Source organism: Caulobacter vibrioides, assembly GCF_002858865.1.
GTDB classification, from domain to species: domain Bacteria; phylum Pseudomonadota; class Alphaproteobacteria; order Caulobacterales; family Caulobacteraceae; genus Caulobacter; species Caulobacter vibrioides.
Genome location: NZ_PJRR01000005.1, coordinates 249,874 through 264,731 on the forward strand (window position 1 = coordinate 249,874; position 14,858 = coordinate 264,731).

Below are 14,858 nucleotides of genomic sequence, written 5' to 3' on the forward strand. Positions count from 1 at the left end.
GCGGATGGCCGATGGCTTCGACATTCATATCGATCAAGAGCAGGCCGCCCGGCTGAAGGTCGTTGCCGACCGCCTGGGTATGTCCGTGTCCGAGTACGCCGTTGCGCTGATCGACGCAGGCCTGACAGGCGCGGCGCCTAAAGCGATCGATCCGGACCCCGCCATCGACGAGGCCATCGCCGACGCCATCGAGCGGGGCGACGAGCCGGCGATTTCACGCGATGAGTTCCGCGCTCATATGCGTCGCGTGACTGCGGGCCTGGGGTGACCTTCACGGTCTCGGTGTCCGTCAGGGCCAAGAGAGACTTCAACCGTCTCATCGTCTGGCTTGTGGAGCGCGACCCCCGAGCAGCGGCTAGACTGGGCCCACTTCTGGAGGCCGCCCTCGACAGTTTGACCGAGGCGCCATCGCGAGGTCGCTCGGTTGGTCCCACCACCCGCGAGATCAGCATTCCTTTTGGTCAGAGCGCCTATGTGATCCGCTACCGGCTCCTCGGCTCCAGCGTACATGTCACCCGGATCTGGCACAGCCTTGAGCAACGGTAGAAGGGAGTTGTTAGCGCTATCAACGCGCGGCATGTTACCCGCCGAGAGCCCCCCCAGAGGTTCGCCGGAGGACGCCATGACCCTTTCCCGCCGCCACCTGATCGCCGCCGCAGCGGCCCTGCCCGCGATCGGCGCGGCCAAGGCGCCGACGCCACCCAAGGGCTTCGTCACCGTCAAGGACGGCCGCCTGAGCCTCGACGGCAAGCCCTATCGCTTCGCCGGGACCAATGTCTGGTACGCCGCCTGGCTGGGCGCGCCGGCCGGCTATGGGGACCTCGGCCGTCTGCGCCGCGAGCTGGATCGCCTGAAGGCCATGGGCGTCACCAACCTGCGCATCCTGGGCGCGGGCGAGCAGTCTCCGGCCAAGGTGGCCATGGACCCGACCTTCCGGGGACCGGGCGAGGACTACAACGCAGACCTGCTCAAGGGCCTTGACGTCACCCTGGCCGAGATGGCCAAGCGCGACATGAAGGCGGTCATCTACGTCAACAACTTCTGGGACTGGTCGGGCGGCATGCCCGCCTATCTGAACTGGGTGGGCGACGGCCCCTGGTTCCAGCAGGGCGACCCGGCCTACCCCTGGCCTCAGTATGCGGACTATTCAGCGCGGTTCTACGCCAACCAGAAGGCCAACGCCCTCTTCCGTCACTATGTGACGAGCCTGGTGAGCCGGGTCAGCACCGTCACCGGCAAGCCCTATCGCGATGATCCCACGATCATGGCCTGGCAGTTGGCCAACGAGCCGCGCCCGGGCGGCTCGGACGCCTTTGGCCAGAGCAACATGCCCGCCTACCAGGCCTGGATCCGCGACACCGCCGGCCTGATCAAGCGCCTGGACAACCAGCATCTGGTCAGCACCGGCAGCGAGGGAACCATGGGCTGCATGGGCCTTGAGTCCTGCGTGGTCGACGCCCACGCCCCGCCGGTGATCGACTACATGACCCTCCACATCTGGCCCAACAACTGGGGCTGGATCAGCATGACCGACCAACCCTCGACCTATGAGGCCGGCGAGCAGAAGTGCCGCGACTACGTGGCCCAGCACATCGCCCTGGCCAAGCGTCTGAACAAGCCGCTGACCATCGAGGAGTTCGGCCTGATCCGCGACGGCCGGCAGTTCGCGCCCGGCTCGCCGACCACCTATCGCGACCGCTTCTACAAGACGATGCTGGACCTAGCCCTCGCCGACATGAAGGCCGGGGGGCCGACCGCCGGCGTCAACTTCTGGGCCTGGAACGGCGAGGGCCGCGCCCAGCAGCCGGACGCCTGGTTCAAGAAGGGCGACAAGAGCTATGTCGGCGATCCGCCCCAGGAGGAACAGGGCCTGTTCGGCGTGTTCGACGCCGACGCCTCGACCCTGGCGGTGATCGCCGAGCACGCGGCGGCGGTGAAGGCTCTCTAGGGCTTAGCGCCAGCGCGCCCGGAGCCAACGCCAAAGGCTAGGCCGCGGGCGGGGGTGATCGAACGCCTCCGCCGCGCGGCCGCTGGCCCGCAGACCGTCTGGCCCGTCGATGATCCGTCGCCCCCAGGGCGTTGGGCGCGACGGATCGAACTTCTCGACCATGTCCAGGTCGCTGGTCTTGGGGCTGTTTCCCGACCACGACCAGGCCAGCCAGCCGATCCGGCGGCGCGCCGCTTCGCTCAGGATCGTTTCTTCGGCGACCGGATCGCCCATGTGGTCTGGCCCGAATTCGCCGATCACCAGCGGCAGATTGGCGGCCTGGAAGGCGTCGAGATAGGCGGTCACGGCCTCGGGGCGGCCATAGACCTGGTACATGTGGACGCTGAACACGGTGTTGCGCAGCGGGTCAGCGGCCAAGAGCTCGGCGGCTCGGTCGCGCATGGCGCCGCGCCCGTCCTGGCCGTAGTCGTCGCCGTCGACCATCAAAAGGTGCTTCAAGCCGCCCGCCCGCAGGGCGACGATCGCCGTGCGGTGGGCCTCGAACCAGGGACTGGGGCCATCACGAACGCTGAACGGCTCGTTGGCGATGTTGATGATCACCCGGTCCTCGCGCCCCTCCAGCACCGGCTTGAGCGACAGCCAATAGGGGATGACGCCGCCCAGATGGGTCGCCCCCCGGGCGTCAGGCGACGGATCGCCAAAGCCGGTGGCGTCGTGAACTTCCAGGATCACCACCAGCTTCAGCCGCTCGGCTTGATCGAGAATCCCCTCGACCTCGCGCGGGGTGTTGCGCCGCCAGCGCGCTCCATCGCCCAGCACACGCGAGCCGTCGCTGAGCACGATCCGCACGACATTGGCCCTCGTCGCGGCGATCGCGGCCAGCGAGGCCGGCGTGCGCTCGGGCGCCCAGGCGTGATGGACATTGACCCCGCGCATGACGAACGGCCGGCCCGAGGCCTCGACGATCTGGGTCCCACGCACGGTCAGTTGCGCCGCCGCAGGGCCGGCGCCCAGCACGACCGCCAACGCAGCCGCCGCCAGTCCCAAGCCGATGCGGCGCGCGCCTGTCCGGATCATCTCAACAGCCAAGCCAGCCCCCTTGTTGACACCGGTGTCCGAGCCATAAGACAACCGCGCCCAAGCGCCGGAGTACGCCCCGGGAGGAAGCCTTGTCGAACACTATTCCAAATGCGTCGACCGCGCCTACGCCCGGCCTGAATCGACGCTGGGTTCTGGCCGGGGCCGCTGGCCTTCTGCTGCCGTCCGGCCTGGCGCACGCTGCGGCGCGCTCGCCGGTGGTGGCGACCACCAACGGCAAGGTGCGCGGCTATGTTGATGACGGGGTCAGCGTCTTCAAGGGCCTGCGCTATGGCGCCGACACCGGCGGGGCGCGGCGGTTCATGCCCCCGGTCAGGCCCGAGCCCTGGACCGAGGTGAAGGACGCCCTGGCCTATGGTCCGGCCTCGATGCAGACCGGCAAGGGCGAGGAGGGCGAGACCCTCTCGGAAGACTGCCTTTTCCTCAATGTCTGGACCCCGGCCAGGGCCTCGCGGAAGACCGGCCTGGCTGATGGGGCCAAGCGCCCGGTGATGGTCTACATCCACGGCGGCGCCTATAACGGCGGGTCGGGGGGCAGCCCCTGGTATGAGGGGACCAAGCTCGCCAAGCGCGGCGATGTCGTGGTGGTGACGGTCAACCACCGCCTGAACGCCTTCGGCTATCTCTATCTGGCCCGCCTGTTCAACGACCCGTCGGTGGCCGACAGCGGCAATGTCGGCCAGCTGGATCTGGTGCTGGCCCTGCAATGGGTGCGCGACAATATCGCCAGGTTCGGCGGCGATCCCGATTGCGTCATGCTGTTTGGCCAGTCGGGCGGCGGGGCCAAGATCGCCACCCTGATGGCCATGCCCAGCGCCAAGGGCCTGTTCCACCGCGCCGCCACCATGAGCGGCCAGCAGGTCACGGTCGGCGGCCCGTTCAACGCCACCCGGCGCGCGAAAGCCTTCCTCGACAAGCTGGGGGTCAAGGACCTGGCCGCCCTGCGCGCCCTGCCCGCCGCCGAGATGCTGGCGGGGCTGAAGGCGGTCGATCCGATCGCCGGCTCGGGCGGGGTCTATGTGGGGCCGGTGCTGGACCAGCGCTCGCTCTTCCGCCATCCGTTCTTCCCCGACGCCGCGCCCCAGAGCCTGTCGATCCCGATGATGGTCGGCAACACCCACGACGAGACCAAGGGCTTCGTCGGCTGGGACGCCAAGGCCTTCCCCCAGACCTGGGACGAGGTGATCGCCCGCCTGCCGGGACAGTTCGCCGCCCGGATCGACATCGATCCCGAGACGGTGGTGGCCTTCTACCGCCAGACCTATCCCCGCTATTCGCCGGCCGACGTCTTCTTCGCCGCCTCGACGGCGGGGCGCTCGTGGAAGGCGGCGATCATCCAGGACGAGGAGCGGGCCAGGGCCGGCGCGCCGGCTTTCGCCTATCAGGTCAACTGGCGCTCGCCGATCCAGGGCGGGATCTTCGGCGCGCCGCACACCATCGACATCGGCCTGGTGTTCGGCACGCTGGACGCCAAGGGCTCGATCGTCGGGACGGGGCCGGACTCGGTGGCCATGTCCAACACCATGCGCGACGCCTTCATCGCGTTCGCCCGCACCGGCGATCCCAATGGCGGCGCCCTGCCCCGGTGGGAGCCCTATACCCTGCCCCGCCGCCAGACGATGGTGTTCGACACCGTCTCGCTGCTGGAGGACGACCCGCGCGGCGTCGAGCGCGAGTTCTTCAACCGCGTGCCGTTCACGCAGTTCGGGACGTGAGGCCGCTCCCTACGGGATCACCAGCTCGAACGGCGTCGCCGGCAGGCGGTTGGCGCCGAACAGATTGATGATCGGGCTGTCGGCCCAGGCGTAGCGGACCTTGGTCGCCGACATCCCGGCGGGCGCGGCCAGACGCACGCTGCCCCCCTCGACCGTGGCGTCGACAAAGCGGCAGGCGGCGGCGTCGCACAGCTCGAAACCGATCGGTCGGTTACCGGCATGAACGACCGCCGGCTGGTCCAGCGTCACCATCACCGTCTCGCCCTCGCGGCGCGCCGACAGCGGCGCGGGGCCCGAGGCCACGACCGCTTCGCCATAGGCCAGCTTGCGCGCGTGCAGGGCCAGCCGCTGACCCACGCGCGCCTTGTCGGCGGGGTGGATGTCATAGGGCGAGCCGACATCGACGGCCGAGGCCATGCCCACCATCGGGTCGGCCGCCGCCACCTGGCGCTGGACGTCGCGGAGCGCAGCCCAGGCGGAGTTCACCGGTCGGTCGACCTCGGGACCGAAGGCGGCCAACTGAGTCAGGAGGAACGGCTGGTTGCCGCCGCCGAACGCCGCGCGCCAGTCGGCGATCATGGCCGGCATCAGCCGCGCATACTCCTGAGCCTCGGTCACATTGGCCTCGCCCTGGTACCAGGCGAAGCCCTTGACCCCGAACGGGACCAGCGGCGCGATCATGCCGTTGCGCAGGGTGGTGAGCCCGCTGGCGCCCAGCCACGGCGCGCTGGGCGGCAAGGCCGTCTGCGACAGCGGCGCGGCGATCTTGTAGCGCCAGGCGGTCGGCAGCGGCACGAAGGTTCCATCGGCCAATGTCAGCCCCTTCAACGCCGCCTTGCCCCAAGGACCGCCGCCGCCGCCCATGTCGATGACGCGCAGGGCCAGGACATTGCGTCCCGCCTTCAGCGCGCCCGGCGCCAGGCGATAGGTCCGGGGCGTGTCCCAGCCCTGGGTGGAGCCGATCTCGCGGCCGTTAAGGAAGGTGGTGTCGATGTCATCCACGGGGCCCAGCGCCAGGGTCGCGCCCTGGGCGGCCTGGGCCTTGGTCAGGGTCAGTTCGAGCCGCAGCCAGACCGTCCCGTCGAAGCCGGCTAGGTCGGGCGCGGCCTGCTCCCAGAAGCCTTCGGTGGGCATGGGCTTCCAGGCGCGGTCGTCGAAATCGGGTTTCTCCCAGCCCTTGGCGGCGGGGATCTTGGCGCCCGCCCAGCGGCCCAGCGACTGGCTCCAGCGCGCGACGCCCAGCGCCGGGTCGCGGGCGTAGTCGGACAGCACCGACAGGCCCTCGTCATAGGTCTTCAGCGCGGCCAGGCCCTCGCGGCTGATCCAGTCCTGGATCACCGAACCGCCCCAGGTGGCGTCGATCAGGCCGATGGGAACGCCCGTCGTCTTGCGCAGTTCGCGGCCCATGAAGACGCAGGCGGCGCTGAAATTGGCCGCCGTCTGGGGGGTCGAGACCTTCCACACGACGCCCGCCGGAAGGCTGTCCTGCGGGGCGGGCCTGCTGATCTTGCCCGTCTGCAGCAGACGGATGTCGGGATCGCCGGCCGACGCCACCTCGCCGTCGCCGTTCAGCGCCTGACGCAGCGGGTACTCCATGTTCGACTGACCCGAGCACAGCCAGACATCGCCCATGACCAGGTTCGAGACCGTCTGGGTCTCATCACCGGCGCGCGCCGTCAGGGTCAGGGCGCCGCCGCCCGCCGGACGCGCGGGCAGCACCGCGCTCCAGCGGCCGTCAGCGTCGGCGCTCGCTGTGACGCCCTGTCCCGACAGGTCGACCGCCACGGTCGCGTTCGGCGCCGTAAGCCCCCAGACGCGGATCGGCTGATCGCGCTGCAGCACCGCATGGTCGCTGAACACCGACGCCAGCGGGCCGGCCAGCGCCGGGGTGGAAAGACCCATGGCGGTGGCCAGGATCAGGGCTTTCAGCGACATGGGGATTTCCGGTTCTAGGGCCTGGACTCGAATGCGGAGGCCAAAGCCCCCGATATCGCGACAACTAAATCTCTCGTCATCCCGGGCGGCGAAGCCGACCCGGGACCCAGGGGCGAGCGGCAGTGCGGTCGCCCCTGGGTCCCGGCGCTACAGCCCGCTGCGCGGTCTTCCGGCCGGGATGACGACAGAAAATGATCTCGACGGGGTGGGCGCGGACCTTAGTCGCCTCCCCTCCCCCGACCTTCCCGGCATGCGCCGGGGAGATCGGAGAGATCGGGGTTTGAGGGCGTCCTACTGCGCCTTGGCCGGGCAGACCGCCCCGGCCGGATCGGCGGTCAGCTTCACCTCGGCGATCGACACCTGGAAGGCGCCCGCCGAGCTCAGTTCGAACGGCGCCGTCACCTGGGTGACGTCGGTCCCGGCGGCCTGAAAGCACTTCAGCGGGATCTTGACGCTGGCCCACTGCCCGGTCGGCGAACCGGCCGGCGGGGTCACGTCCAGACGGCCCGCGCCCATGGCCAGGGTCACGCGCCCGGCGGCCGCAGCGTCCAGGCGATAGGCGAAGCTCAGCGCCATGTCGGCGTTGGTCTGGAACGACAGGTCCATCGGCCTGTCGCCCACGATCGCCAGGGCCGCCGGCGTATCGCCGGAGAAGGTGATCTGGCGCCCCGCTTCCTGGACGTTGCCGGCGTCGACCGGCGCGATCCGCACCGACGTGCTGGGCGTGGCCTGGAAGGCGAACGGCTCGGGAGTCTTGCCGCCGACGAAGTAGTTGGCGGTGTTCTCGGCCACCACCTTGACGCCCGAGACCTCGGACAGGCGCCCGACCTTGCCCGGCTTGGCGTAGGACAGGCCATAGCCGTAGGCGAACAGCGGGTCATAGCCCTTATCGCCCTTGTTCAGTCGGAACTGCCCGGCGGTCTTGGGCCAGCTGAACGACAGCTTGCCCGCAAAGTCGTGGCGCGGCTTGCCGGCCTTGTCGCCGATCAGCACGTCGGCGACGCCTGCGCCTTCCGAGCCCGGCAGCCAGGCGGCCACGAAGGCGTCCGAGGCGTTGATCTCGGGATTGACCCACAGCGGACGGCCGGTGAGGAACACCGACACCACCTTCACGCCCTGGGCCTTCAGGCTCTTGAGCAGGGCCAGGTCGGCCTTGGCGCCCGGCTGATACTCGAGCGTGGACTTCAGGTCGCCGACACCTTCCGCATACGGATTTTCGCCGAAGACGACGATGGCCACGTCCGGCTTCTTGTCGAACTTGCCGTCGACGCTGAGCGTCGCGCGACCGCCGCCGGCCTCGACCGCCGACTTCACGCCGGTCCAGATCGAGTCCGCGTTGGGGAAGTCGGCGTTGGTGTTGCCCGTACCCTGCCACGACAGGGTCCAGCCGCCCGACTGCTTGCCGATGTCGTCGGCGCCCGAACCGGCCACCAGGACATTGGCCGAGGCCTTCACCGGCAGCACGCCGTCATTCTTCAGCAGAACCAGCGACTTGCGGACCGCCTCGCGGGCGATGGCGCGGTGCTCGGGCGCGCCGATCACGCCTTGGCGGCCCTCATACGGACGCGCGGCCTGGAACAGACCCATCTTGGCCTTCACCCGCAGGATACGGCGGACCGCGTCGTCGATGCGGGCCATCGGGATCACGCCCGACTTCGCCTGGGCCAGGGTGTTGTCGTAGAGCCCCTTCCAGCTGTCGGGGGCCATGAACATGTCGAGGCCGGCGTTGATCGACTGCGCACAATCGGTCGGCTTGCAGCCCGCCACCTGGCCATGGCCGTTCCAGTCGCCGACGATGAAGCCGTCAAAGCCCATCTTGCCCTTCAGCACGTCGGTCAGCAGGCTCTTGTTGCCGTGCATCTTCTGGCCGTTCCAGCTGTTGAACGAGGCCATGACCGTCAGGGCGCCGGCGTTGATGGCCGGCACATAGCCCTGGGCGTGGATGCGGACCAACTCCTCCTCGGAGACCTTGGTGTCGCCCTGGTCGACACCCTTGTCGGTGCCGCCGTCACCCAAAAAGTGCTTGGCGCTGGCCGCGACCAGACCCTGCTGGATCACGCCGCCCTTGCCGCCGGTGAACGGGGCCACCGCGCCCTGCAGGCCCAGGATCATCTCGCCGCCATATTGGCGGATGATGGCCGGATCTTCCGAATAGCCTTCGTAGGTGCGGCCCCAGCGGTCGTCGCGCGGCGCGGCCAGGGTCGGGCCGAACGCCCAGTCGAAGCCGGCGGCCGAGGTTTCCAGCGCCGTGGCCTTGCCGATGCGGCGGATCAGCTCAGGATCACGCGCCGCGCCCAGGCCGATATTGTGCGGAAACAGGGTCGCGCCGACGACGTTGTTGTTGCCGTGCACGGCGTCGATGCCGAAGATCAGCGGCACATGGGTCCCGCCCACGCGCTGGGCGGCGGCCTCGCGGAAGGCCTTGGCGGTGTCGACCCACGGCTTTTGCGGCGAGCGGTCGGGCGCGTTCAGCGGCGGCGAGCTGCCGCCGCCCAGGATCGAGCCCAGCGGATAGGTCTTCAGGTCCTCGGGCTTGATCGAGCCGATATCGGCCTGGATCAGCTGGCCGACCTTCTCCTCGAGGGTCAGCTTGGCCAGCACCGAGTCCACGAACGCTTCGGTGGCCGGATCAACCAGGCCCTGGCTCTTGGCCGCAGGCCACTTGGCGGGCTGGGCGGTGGATTGAGCCGTGCTCTCGGCCGACGCGACGCCGGCCAGGAAGGTGGACGCCAAGAGGGCGATGCAAAGGGTCTTGGTGTTCATACTCCCCAACTCTTTTTCGTTCGACGGCCATGCGCCGCACAGACAACGTTGTCATACCCCTCGACGGCGATCCAGAGGCCGTCTAGTTTGTATGACAAATAGACAGACAAGATCGGGTTGGAAACTTCAAATGTGGGCCCCACGCCACTTTCTGACAGCGCTAACAGCGTTGGGCGCTATCAGCGCCACCGCCGCGCCGGTCCACGCCGCCGATCACGTGATCGCCTCGCCCGATGGCCGGACCCGGATCAGCCTCTCGGATCAAGGCGGCCAAGCCAACTTCACCTTGCAGTTCAAGGGTCAGACGCTGATCACCCCCTCGCCGCTGGGGCTTGTGCTCGACAAGGGCGGCGCCCTGTCGGGCGGGGTGAAGATCACCGGCGCCACGCAGCGCAGCGTGGATGAGACCTACGCGCTGGTCGTCGGCAAAACCCGCACTGTCCGCGACCGCTACAACGAGACCACCGTAGAATTTCTCGAAACGGGCGGATTGCAGCGGCGGCTGACGGTCATCGCCCGCGCCTATGACGACGGGGTGGCGTTCCGCTATGTGCTGCCCGACCAGGCCGATCTCGCGGGCGTCGCCGTGGTCGGCGAGGAAACCCGCTTCGACTTCGCCGGCGACGATCGCTGCTGGGCGCTGAATCTGGGGCGGTTCGGCACCTCGCACGAGGGCGAGTATGATCCCGTCATGGCCCGCGGCTTCCGGGCTTCGGCGCTGTATGAGCTGCCCGTGGTCTGCCAGACCGCCAAGGGCGCGACCTTCGCCCTGGCCGAGGCGGACCTGCGCAACTGGGCCGGCCTCTACCTGACCGGACGCGGCGACGGCGGCCTTGGCCTGCAGACGCAGCTGTCGCCGCGCCTGGATGATCCGGGCAAGGCCGTGCTGACGCGGATCGGGACCGACACCGTCTCGTCCTGGCGCGTCGTCATGGTCGGCGAGACGCCGGGCGACCTGGTGGCCTCAAACCTGATGACCAGCCTGAACCCGCCGACGGCCTTGACCGACACCCGCTGGATCAAGCCCGGCAAGGCCGCGTGGGACTGGTGGAACGGCGGCAAGGTCGCCGGCGCCGAGGGCATGAACGACGCGGCGATGAAGGGCTTCATCGACTTCGCGGCCACCCACAAGCTGGAATACATGCTGATCGACGACGGCTGGTACGTCGGTTCGGGCCAAGCCCCGAAGGTTCTTCCGGGCACGGATGTCACGCGGCCGATCCCCGCAATCAATATCGCCGACCTGATCGCCTATGGCCGCCAGCGCGGCGTCGGGATCATGCTGTGGGTCCACTGGAAAGCGCTGGACGCCCAGATGGACGAGGCCCTGGCCGCCTACCAGGCGTGGGGCGTCAAGGGGATCAAGGTCGACTTCATGGACCGCAACGACCAGCAGATGGTCGACTTCTATCACCGCCTGTTGAGCAAGGCCGGCGAGCATCAGTTGATGGTCGACCTGCACGGCGCCTATCGCCCGACGGGCCTGGTCCGCACCTATCCGCACTATGTCACCCAGGAGGGCGTGCTGGGCGCGGAGTACAACAAGTGGAGCCGGCGGATCACCGCCACCCACAATGTCACCCTGCCCTTCACGCGGATGCTGCTGGGGCCGATGGACTATACGCCCGGCGGCTTCCGAAATGTCGCGCCTGAGGCCTTCAAGAGCCAGTTCATCCTGCCCACCGTGCAGACCACCCGCGGCCAGGCCCTGGCCATGTACGTGGTCTATGACAGCCCGCTGACCATGGTCTCGGACAGTCCGATCACCTATGCGGCGTCGCCCGCCGGGCTGGACTTCATCAGCGCGGCGCCGACCAGCTGGGATGAGACCCGCGTGCTGTCGGGCGAGATCGGCCAGTTCATCGTCATCGCGCGCCGCAAGGGCGCGGACTGGTGGGTCGGGGCCATGACCAACGAGGCGGGACGGACGGTGAAGGTTCCGCTGAGCTTCCTCGGGAACGGAGCCTTCTCGGCGGAGATCCGCGAGGACGGCGCCGAGCCGACGGCGCTGAAGACCCGCACCCAGTCGGTGGCGAGCAAGGACACCTTGACCCTGAAGCTGGCGCCCAGCGGCGGCGGCGTGATCCGGATCAGCCCTCGGTGACCACCGATCAAACCCTCAAAATCTCTATCGCCTCAACACAGTGTCATCCCGGCCGCACCCGGGCGAAAGCCGGGGTAAGAGCCGGGACCCAGGGGTGGCCGCCCAGGGCGTGGCCCCTTGGTCCCGGATCGCCCCTGCGGGCCGTCCGGGATGACACGGAATGGAGGACGCTGAACTTCAAGGAAGCCGTAGAATGACCTTCACCAGACGCGACCTCCTGGCGGGCGCCGCCGCCCTGTCCGCCTCCCCCGCCCTCTCCGCGCCCCGCTTCCAGCCGAGCTGGGAGTCACTGGCCGCCGGCTACAAGGTTCCCGACTGGTTCCGGGACGCCAAGCTCGGCATCTGGTCGCACTGGGGCCCGCAGTGCGTGCCCGAGTTCGGCGACTGGTACGGCCGGCAGATGTACCAGCAGGGCAACCCCTTCTACGACCACCACGTAAAGACCTACGGCCACCCGGCCGACTTCGGCTTCATGCAGTTCATCCCGCGCTGGAAGGCCGAGAACTGGGACCCCGAAGGTCTGATGAAGACCTATGTGGAAGCGGGCGCGAAGTACTTCATGTCGATGGCCAACCATCACGACAATCTCGACATGTTCGACAGCCGCCACCACGCGTGGAACACGGTGCGGCTGGGCCCCAAGCGCGACATCGTCGGAACCTGGGCCAAGGTCGCCCGGGCCCATGGCCTGAGGTTCGGCGTCTCCAACCATGGCGCCCACGCCTGGCACTGGTGGCAGACGGCCTATGGCTATGACGCCGAGGGCCCGCGCAAGGGCCAGCGCTACGACGCCTTCCGCCTGACCAAGGCTGACGGCAAGGGCCAGTGGTGGGAAGGGCTGGATCCGCAGGATCTCTATACCGGCCGCAACATGGTGATCCCCGACGGGATCGACAGCATCGCCGCCGCCAACGCCTGGCATGACGCCAATGACGGCCAGTGGGTCGAAACCCCGCCGCCGAACAATCCGGGCTTTGTCCGCAACTGGCTGGCGCGGCAGAACGATCTGGTCGAGCGCTATCGGCCCGACATGGTCTATTTCGACAACTACGGCCTGCCGCTGGGCCAGGCGGGGCTGGACGCCACCGCCCACTACTACAACCTGCGGCGCGGCGACGTCGTGGTGACCGGCAAGAAGCTGTCGCCCCTGCAGCGGCGCGCGATCGTCGAGGATGTCGAGCGCGGCTTCTCCGACCGCCTGCGCGAGGAGCCCTGGCAGACCTGCACCTGCATCGGCAGCTGGCACTATGACCGGCCGCTGTACGAGCGCGGCGGCTACAAGTCCGGGCGTGCGGTGATCCAGCGGCTGATCGACGTGGTCAGCAAGAACGGCTGCCTGCTGCTGTCCATCCCCCAGCGCGGCGACGGCTCGATTGATGATCTGGAGAAGACGGTGCTGGCGGACATGGCCGGCTGGATGGCCGTCAACGCCGAGACGATCCACGGCACGCGGCCCTGGCGCATCTTCGGCGAGGGGCCGACGCGACTGGTCGAGGGCATGCACGGCGAAGGCGCGGCCAAGCCGTTCGAGGCCGCCGACATCCGCTTCACCACCAAGGACGGGGTGCTCTACGCCCTGGCCATGGACTGGTCGCAGGGCGAGATGCGGATCAAGAGCCTGAGCGGAACAGAAGGCCAGGTGCGGCGGGTCGGGCTGGTCGGCGGGGATCAGGCCCTGCCCTTCCGCCATGAGGCCGACGCTCTGGTCGTGCGGCTGCCCGATCACCGCCCGGCCTTCACGCCGGCGCTGCGGATCGAGGGGCCGGGCCTAGCTTGAAGCCCCCTGGCCTGAAGAAGGGACGGACCACGAGGGCCGTCCCTTTCCAGGTCTAACGCCGCAACCGTTGAGGCGGATTCGCAGAGGGATCCGCCCGTCCGGTCGTCAGCCTATCGGAAAAGACTGAGGATCGCCGAGCTGGACGAGTTGGCGATCGACAACGCCTGAACGCCCAGCTGCTGCTTGGTTTGCAGCGACTGCAGCTTGGCGCTTTCCTTGGCCAGATCCGCATCCACCAGATTGCCCACGCCGGCGTCCAGGCTGTCCTGCAGCTTGCCGACGAAGGTCAGGTGAGTGTCCAGACCCGTCGAGCTGGTGCCCAGCGAGGCCAGCTTGTTGGTCGCCGTCTGCAGCGCCGTGTTGACGGTGGTGATCATCCCCTTGGCCGCCGCGGCGTCGGCAAAGGTCGAACCGGTCGTCAGGCCCAGGCCCTCCAGGGTCAGGGTCTTGGCGTTGACGGTGAAGCCCGACCCATCCGAGTTGGCCAGGAAGGTCAGCTTGGCGGTCGAACCATTGGCGATGCTGACGCCGTTGAACTTGGCGTTGGTCGCGGCCTTGGTGACCTGATCGCGCAGCGACTCAAAGTCGGCCTTCAGGGCGTTGAACGAGGCGGTGCTCAGCGAGGTGTCCGAGGCCGCAAGCGCCTTTTCCTTCATCTTGCCCAGCAGGTCGGTGATGGTGTCGCCGGCGGCCAGGGCCACATCGATCGTCGACTGCCCGCGCTGCAGCGAGTCCTTGACCGCGTTGATGCTGTTGGCGGTGGCCGACTGGTTCTTGGCGGTCGCCCAGATGGCGCCGTTGTCCTTGGCGCTGCCGATCTTCTTGCCGGTGCTGATGCGTTGCTGGACGGTGTTCAGTTCAGAACTGGTGGTGTTCAGGTTCTGCAGCGCGATCAGCGCGCCAGAGTTCGTATTGATGCTGTTTAGCGCCATGACGAAACACTCCCTTTGGAGGTTTCCGGTGTCGTTTTGACGACCGGTGGGCGTTTTGCCCACCGCGACAATATGACGCTCCGCTTTCGATATAGTTCACGAAACGTCGTTATTCGATTAACGCGACAAGACTCTCTTAACTCTACAAAAATCCTGTCGTAACCCGCATTTAATGAAGCGCGCCGATCTGGACGTACAGGCAAGAAAACGACATTTCATCTACGACTTTAGAGGCGCAGAAAATCTTGCATTTCGATATGAAAGCTTAAACTCCATAGAAAAAGGACGGATCCGAAGATCCGCCCTTCTCGACGACGAACGCGTCGAAGTCCGGCTTAACGGAACAGGCTCAGGATCGCCGAGCTCGAGGAGTTCGCGATCGACAGCGCCTGCACGCCCAGCTGCTGCTTGGTTTGCAGCGACTGCAGCTTGGCGCTTTCCTTGGCCAGATCCGCATCCACCAGATTGCCCACGCCGGCGTCCAGGCTGTCCTGCAGCTTGCCGACGAAGGTCAGGTGAGTGTCCAGACCCGTCGAGCTGGTGCCCAGCGAGGCCAGCTTGTTGGTCGCCGTCTGCAGCGCCGTGT

General features: G+C 68.0%; 10 protein-coding genes and 1 pseudogene. 6 read left to right on the forward strand and 5 right to left on the reverse strand.

Annotation, left to right across the window (positions count from 1 at the left end; translation table 11 throughout):
* Nucleotides 1-4 precede the first annotated feature (4 nt).
* From relB1 to CVUC_RS02720, 3 genes are all read left to right on the forward strand, one after another.
* The gene (gene relB1, locus CVUC_RS02710) at nucleotides 5-268 is read left to right on the forward strand and encodes a type II toxin-antitoxin system antitoxin RelB1 (RefSeq protein ID WP_096032621.1); all 264 of its coding nucleotides are present in this window, start codon (nucleotides 5-7) and stop codon (nucleotides 266-268) included.
* Nucleotides 265-546, forward strand: coding sequence for a type II toxin-antitoxin system RelE/ParE family toxin (locus CVUC_RS02715; RefSeq protein ID WP_096032620.1), 282 nt, complete (start codon nucleotides 265-267; stop codon nucleotides 544-546). The genes relB1 and CVUC_RS02715 overlap by 4 nt, the downstream gene beginning before the upstream one ends.
* A gap of 76 nt (nucleotides 547-622) precedes the next feature.
* Nucleotides 623-1,948, forward strand: coding sequence for a glycoside hydrolase 5 family protein (locus CVUC_RS02720; RefSeq protein WP_096032619.1), 1,326 nt, complete (start codon nucleotides 623-625; stop codon nucleotides 1,946-1,948).
* A 3-nt stretch (nucleotides 1,949-1,951) separates the two neighbouring features.
* On the opposite strand, the gene CVUC_RS02725 is transcribed toward CVUC_RS02720, so the two are convergent.
* Nucleotides 1,952-3,037, reverse strand: a complete 1,086-nt coding sequence (locus tag CVUC_RS02725) for a glycoside hydrolase family 5 protein (protein WP_205685769.1) — start codon at nucleotides 3,035-3,037, stop codon at nucleotides 1,952-1,954.
* 125 nt (nucleotides 3,038-3,162) lie between these two features.
* Here CVUC_RS02725 and CVUC_RS02730 point away from each other — a divergent pair, with 125 nt between their 5' ends.
* A complete protein-coding gene (locus CVUC_RS02730) occupies nucleotides 3,163-4,761 on the forward strand; it encodes a carboxylesterase/lipase family protein (protein ID WP_423748626.1) in 1,599 nt (532 codons plus the stop codon).
* Between the two features lie 9 nt (nucleotides 4,762-4,770).
* Here the strand turns inward: CVUC_RS02730 and CVUC_RS02735 are convergent, their stop codons facing one another.
* Together CVUC_RS02735 and CVUC_RS02740 are read right to left on the reverse strand one after the other, a co-directional pair.
* Nucleotides 4,771-6,696, reverse strand: coding sequence for a sialate O-acetylesterase (locus CVUC_RS02735; RefSeq protein ID WP_096032617.1), 1,926 nt, complete (start codon nucleotides 6,694-6,696; stop codon nucleotides 4,771-4,773).
* 291 nt (nucleotides 6,697-6,987) lie between these two features.
* Nucleotides 6,988-9,468: a glycoside hydrolase family 3 protein gene (locus tag CVUC_RS02740; protein ID WP_164468074.1), complete on the reverse strand. Its 2,481-nt coding sequence runs from the start codon at nucleotides 9,466-9,468 to the stop codon at nucleotides 6,988-6,990.
* Nucleotides 9,469-9,589: 121 nt separating this feature from the next.
* Between CVUC_RS02740 and CVUC_RS02745 the strand changes: the two genes are divergently transcribed.
* Both CVUC_RS02745 and CVUC_RS02750 read left to right on the forward strand, forming a co-directional pair.
* On the forward strand, nucleotides 9,590-11,563 hold the full coding sequence (locus CVUC_RS02745) for a glycoside hydrolase family 97 protein (RefSeq protein ID WP_164468073.1): 1,974 nt from the start codon (nucleotides 9,590-9,592) through the stop codon (nucleotides 11,561-11,563).
* A gap of 160 nt (nucleotides 11,564-11,723) precedes the next feature.
* Nucleotides 11,724-13,340, forward strand: coding sequence for an alpha-L-fucosidase (locus CVUC_RS02750; protein ID WP_096032614.1), 1,617 nt, complete (start codon nucleotides 11,724-11,726; stop codon nucleotides 13,338-13,340).
* Between the two features lie 110 nt (nucleotides 13,341-13,450).
* Here CVUC_RS02750 and CVUC_RS02755 read toward each other — a convergent pair whose 3' ends face one another.
* Nucleotides 13,451-14,272, reverse strand: a complete 822-nt coding sequence (locus tag CVUC_RS02755; protein WP_096032613.1) for a flagellin — start codon at nucleotides 14,270-14,272, stop codon at nucleotides 13,451-13,453.
* Nucleotides 14,273-14,607: 335 nt separating this feature from the next.
* A pseudogene (fljK, locus tag CVUC_RS02760) lies at nucleotides 14,608-14,858 on the reverse strand (flagellin FljK); the annotation flags it as partial.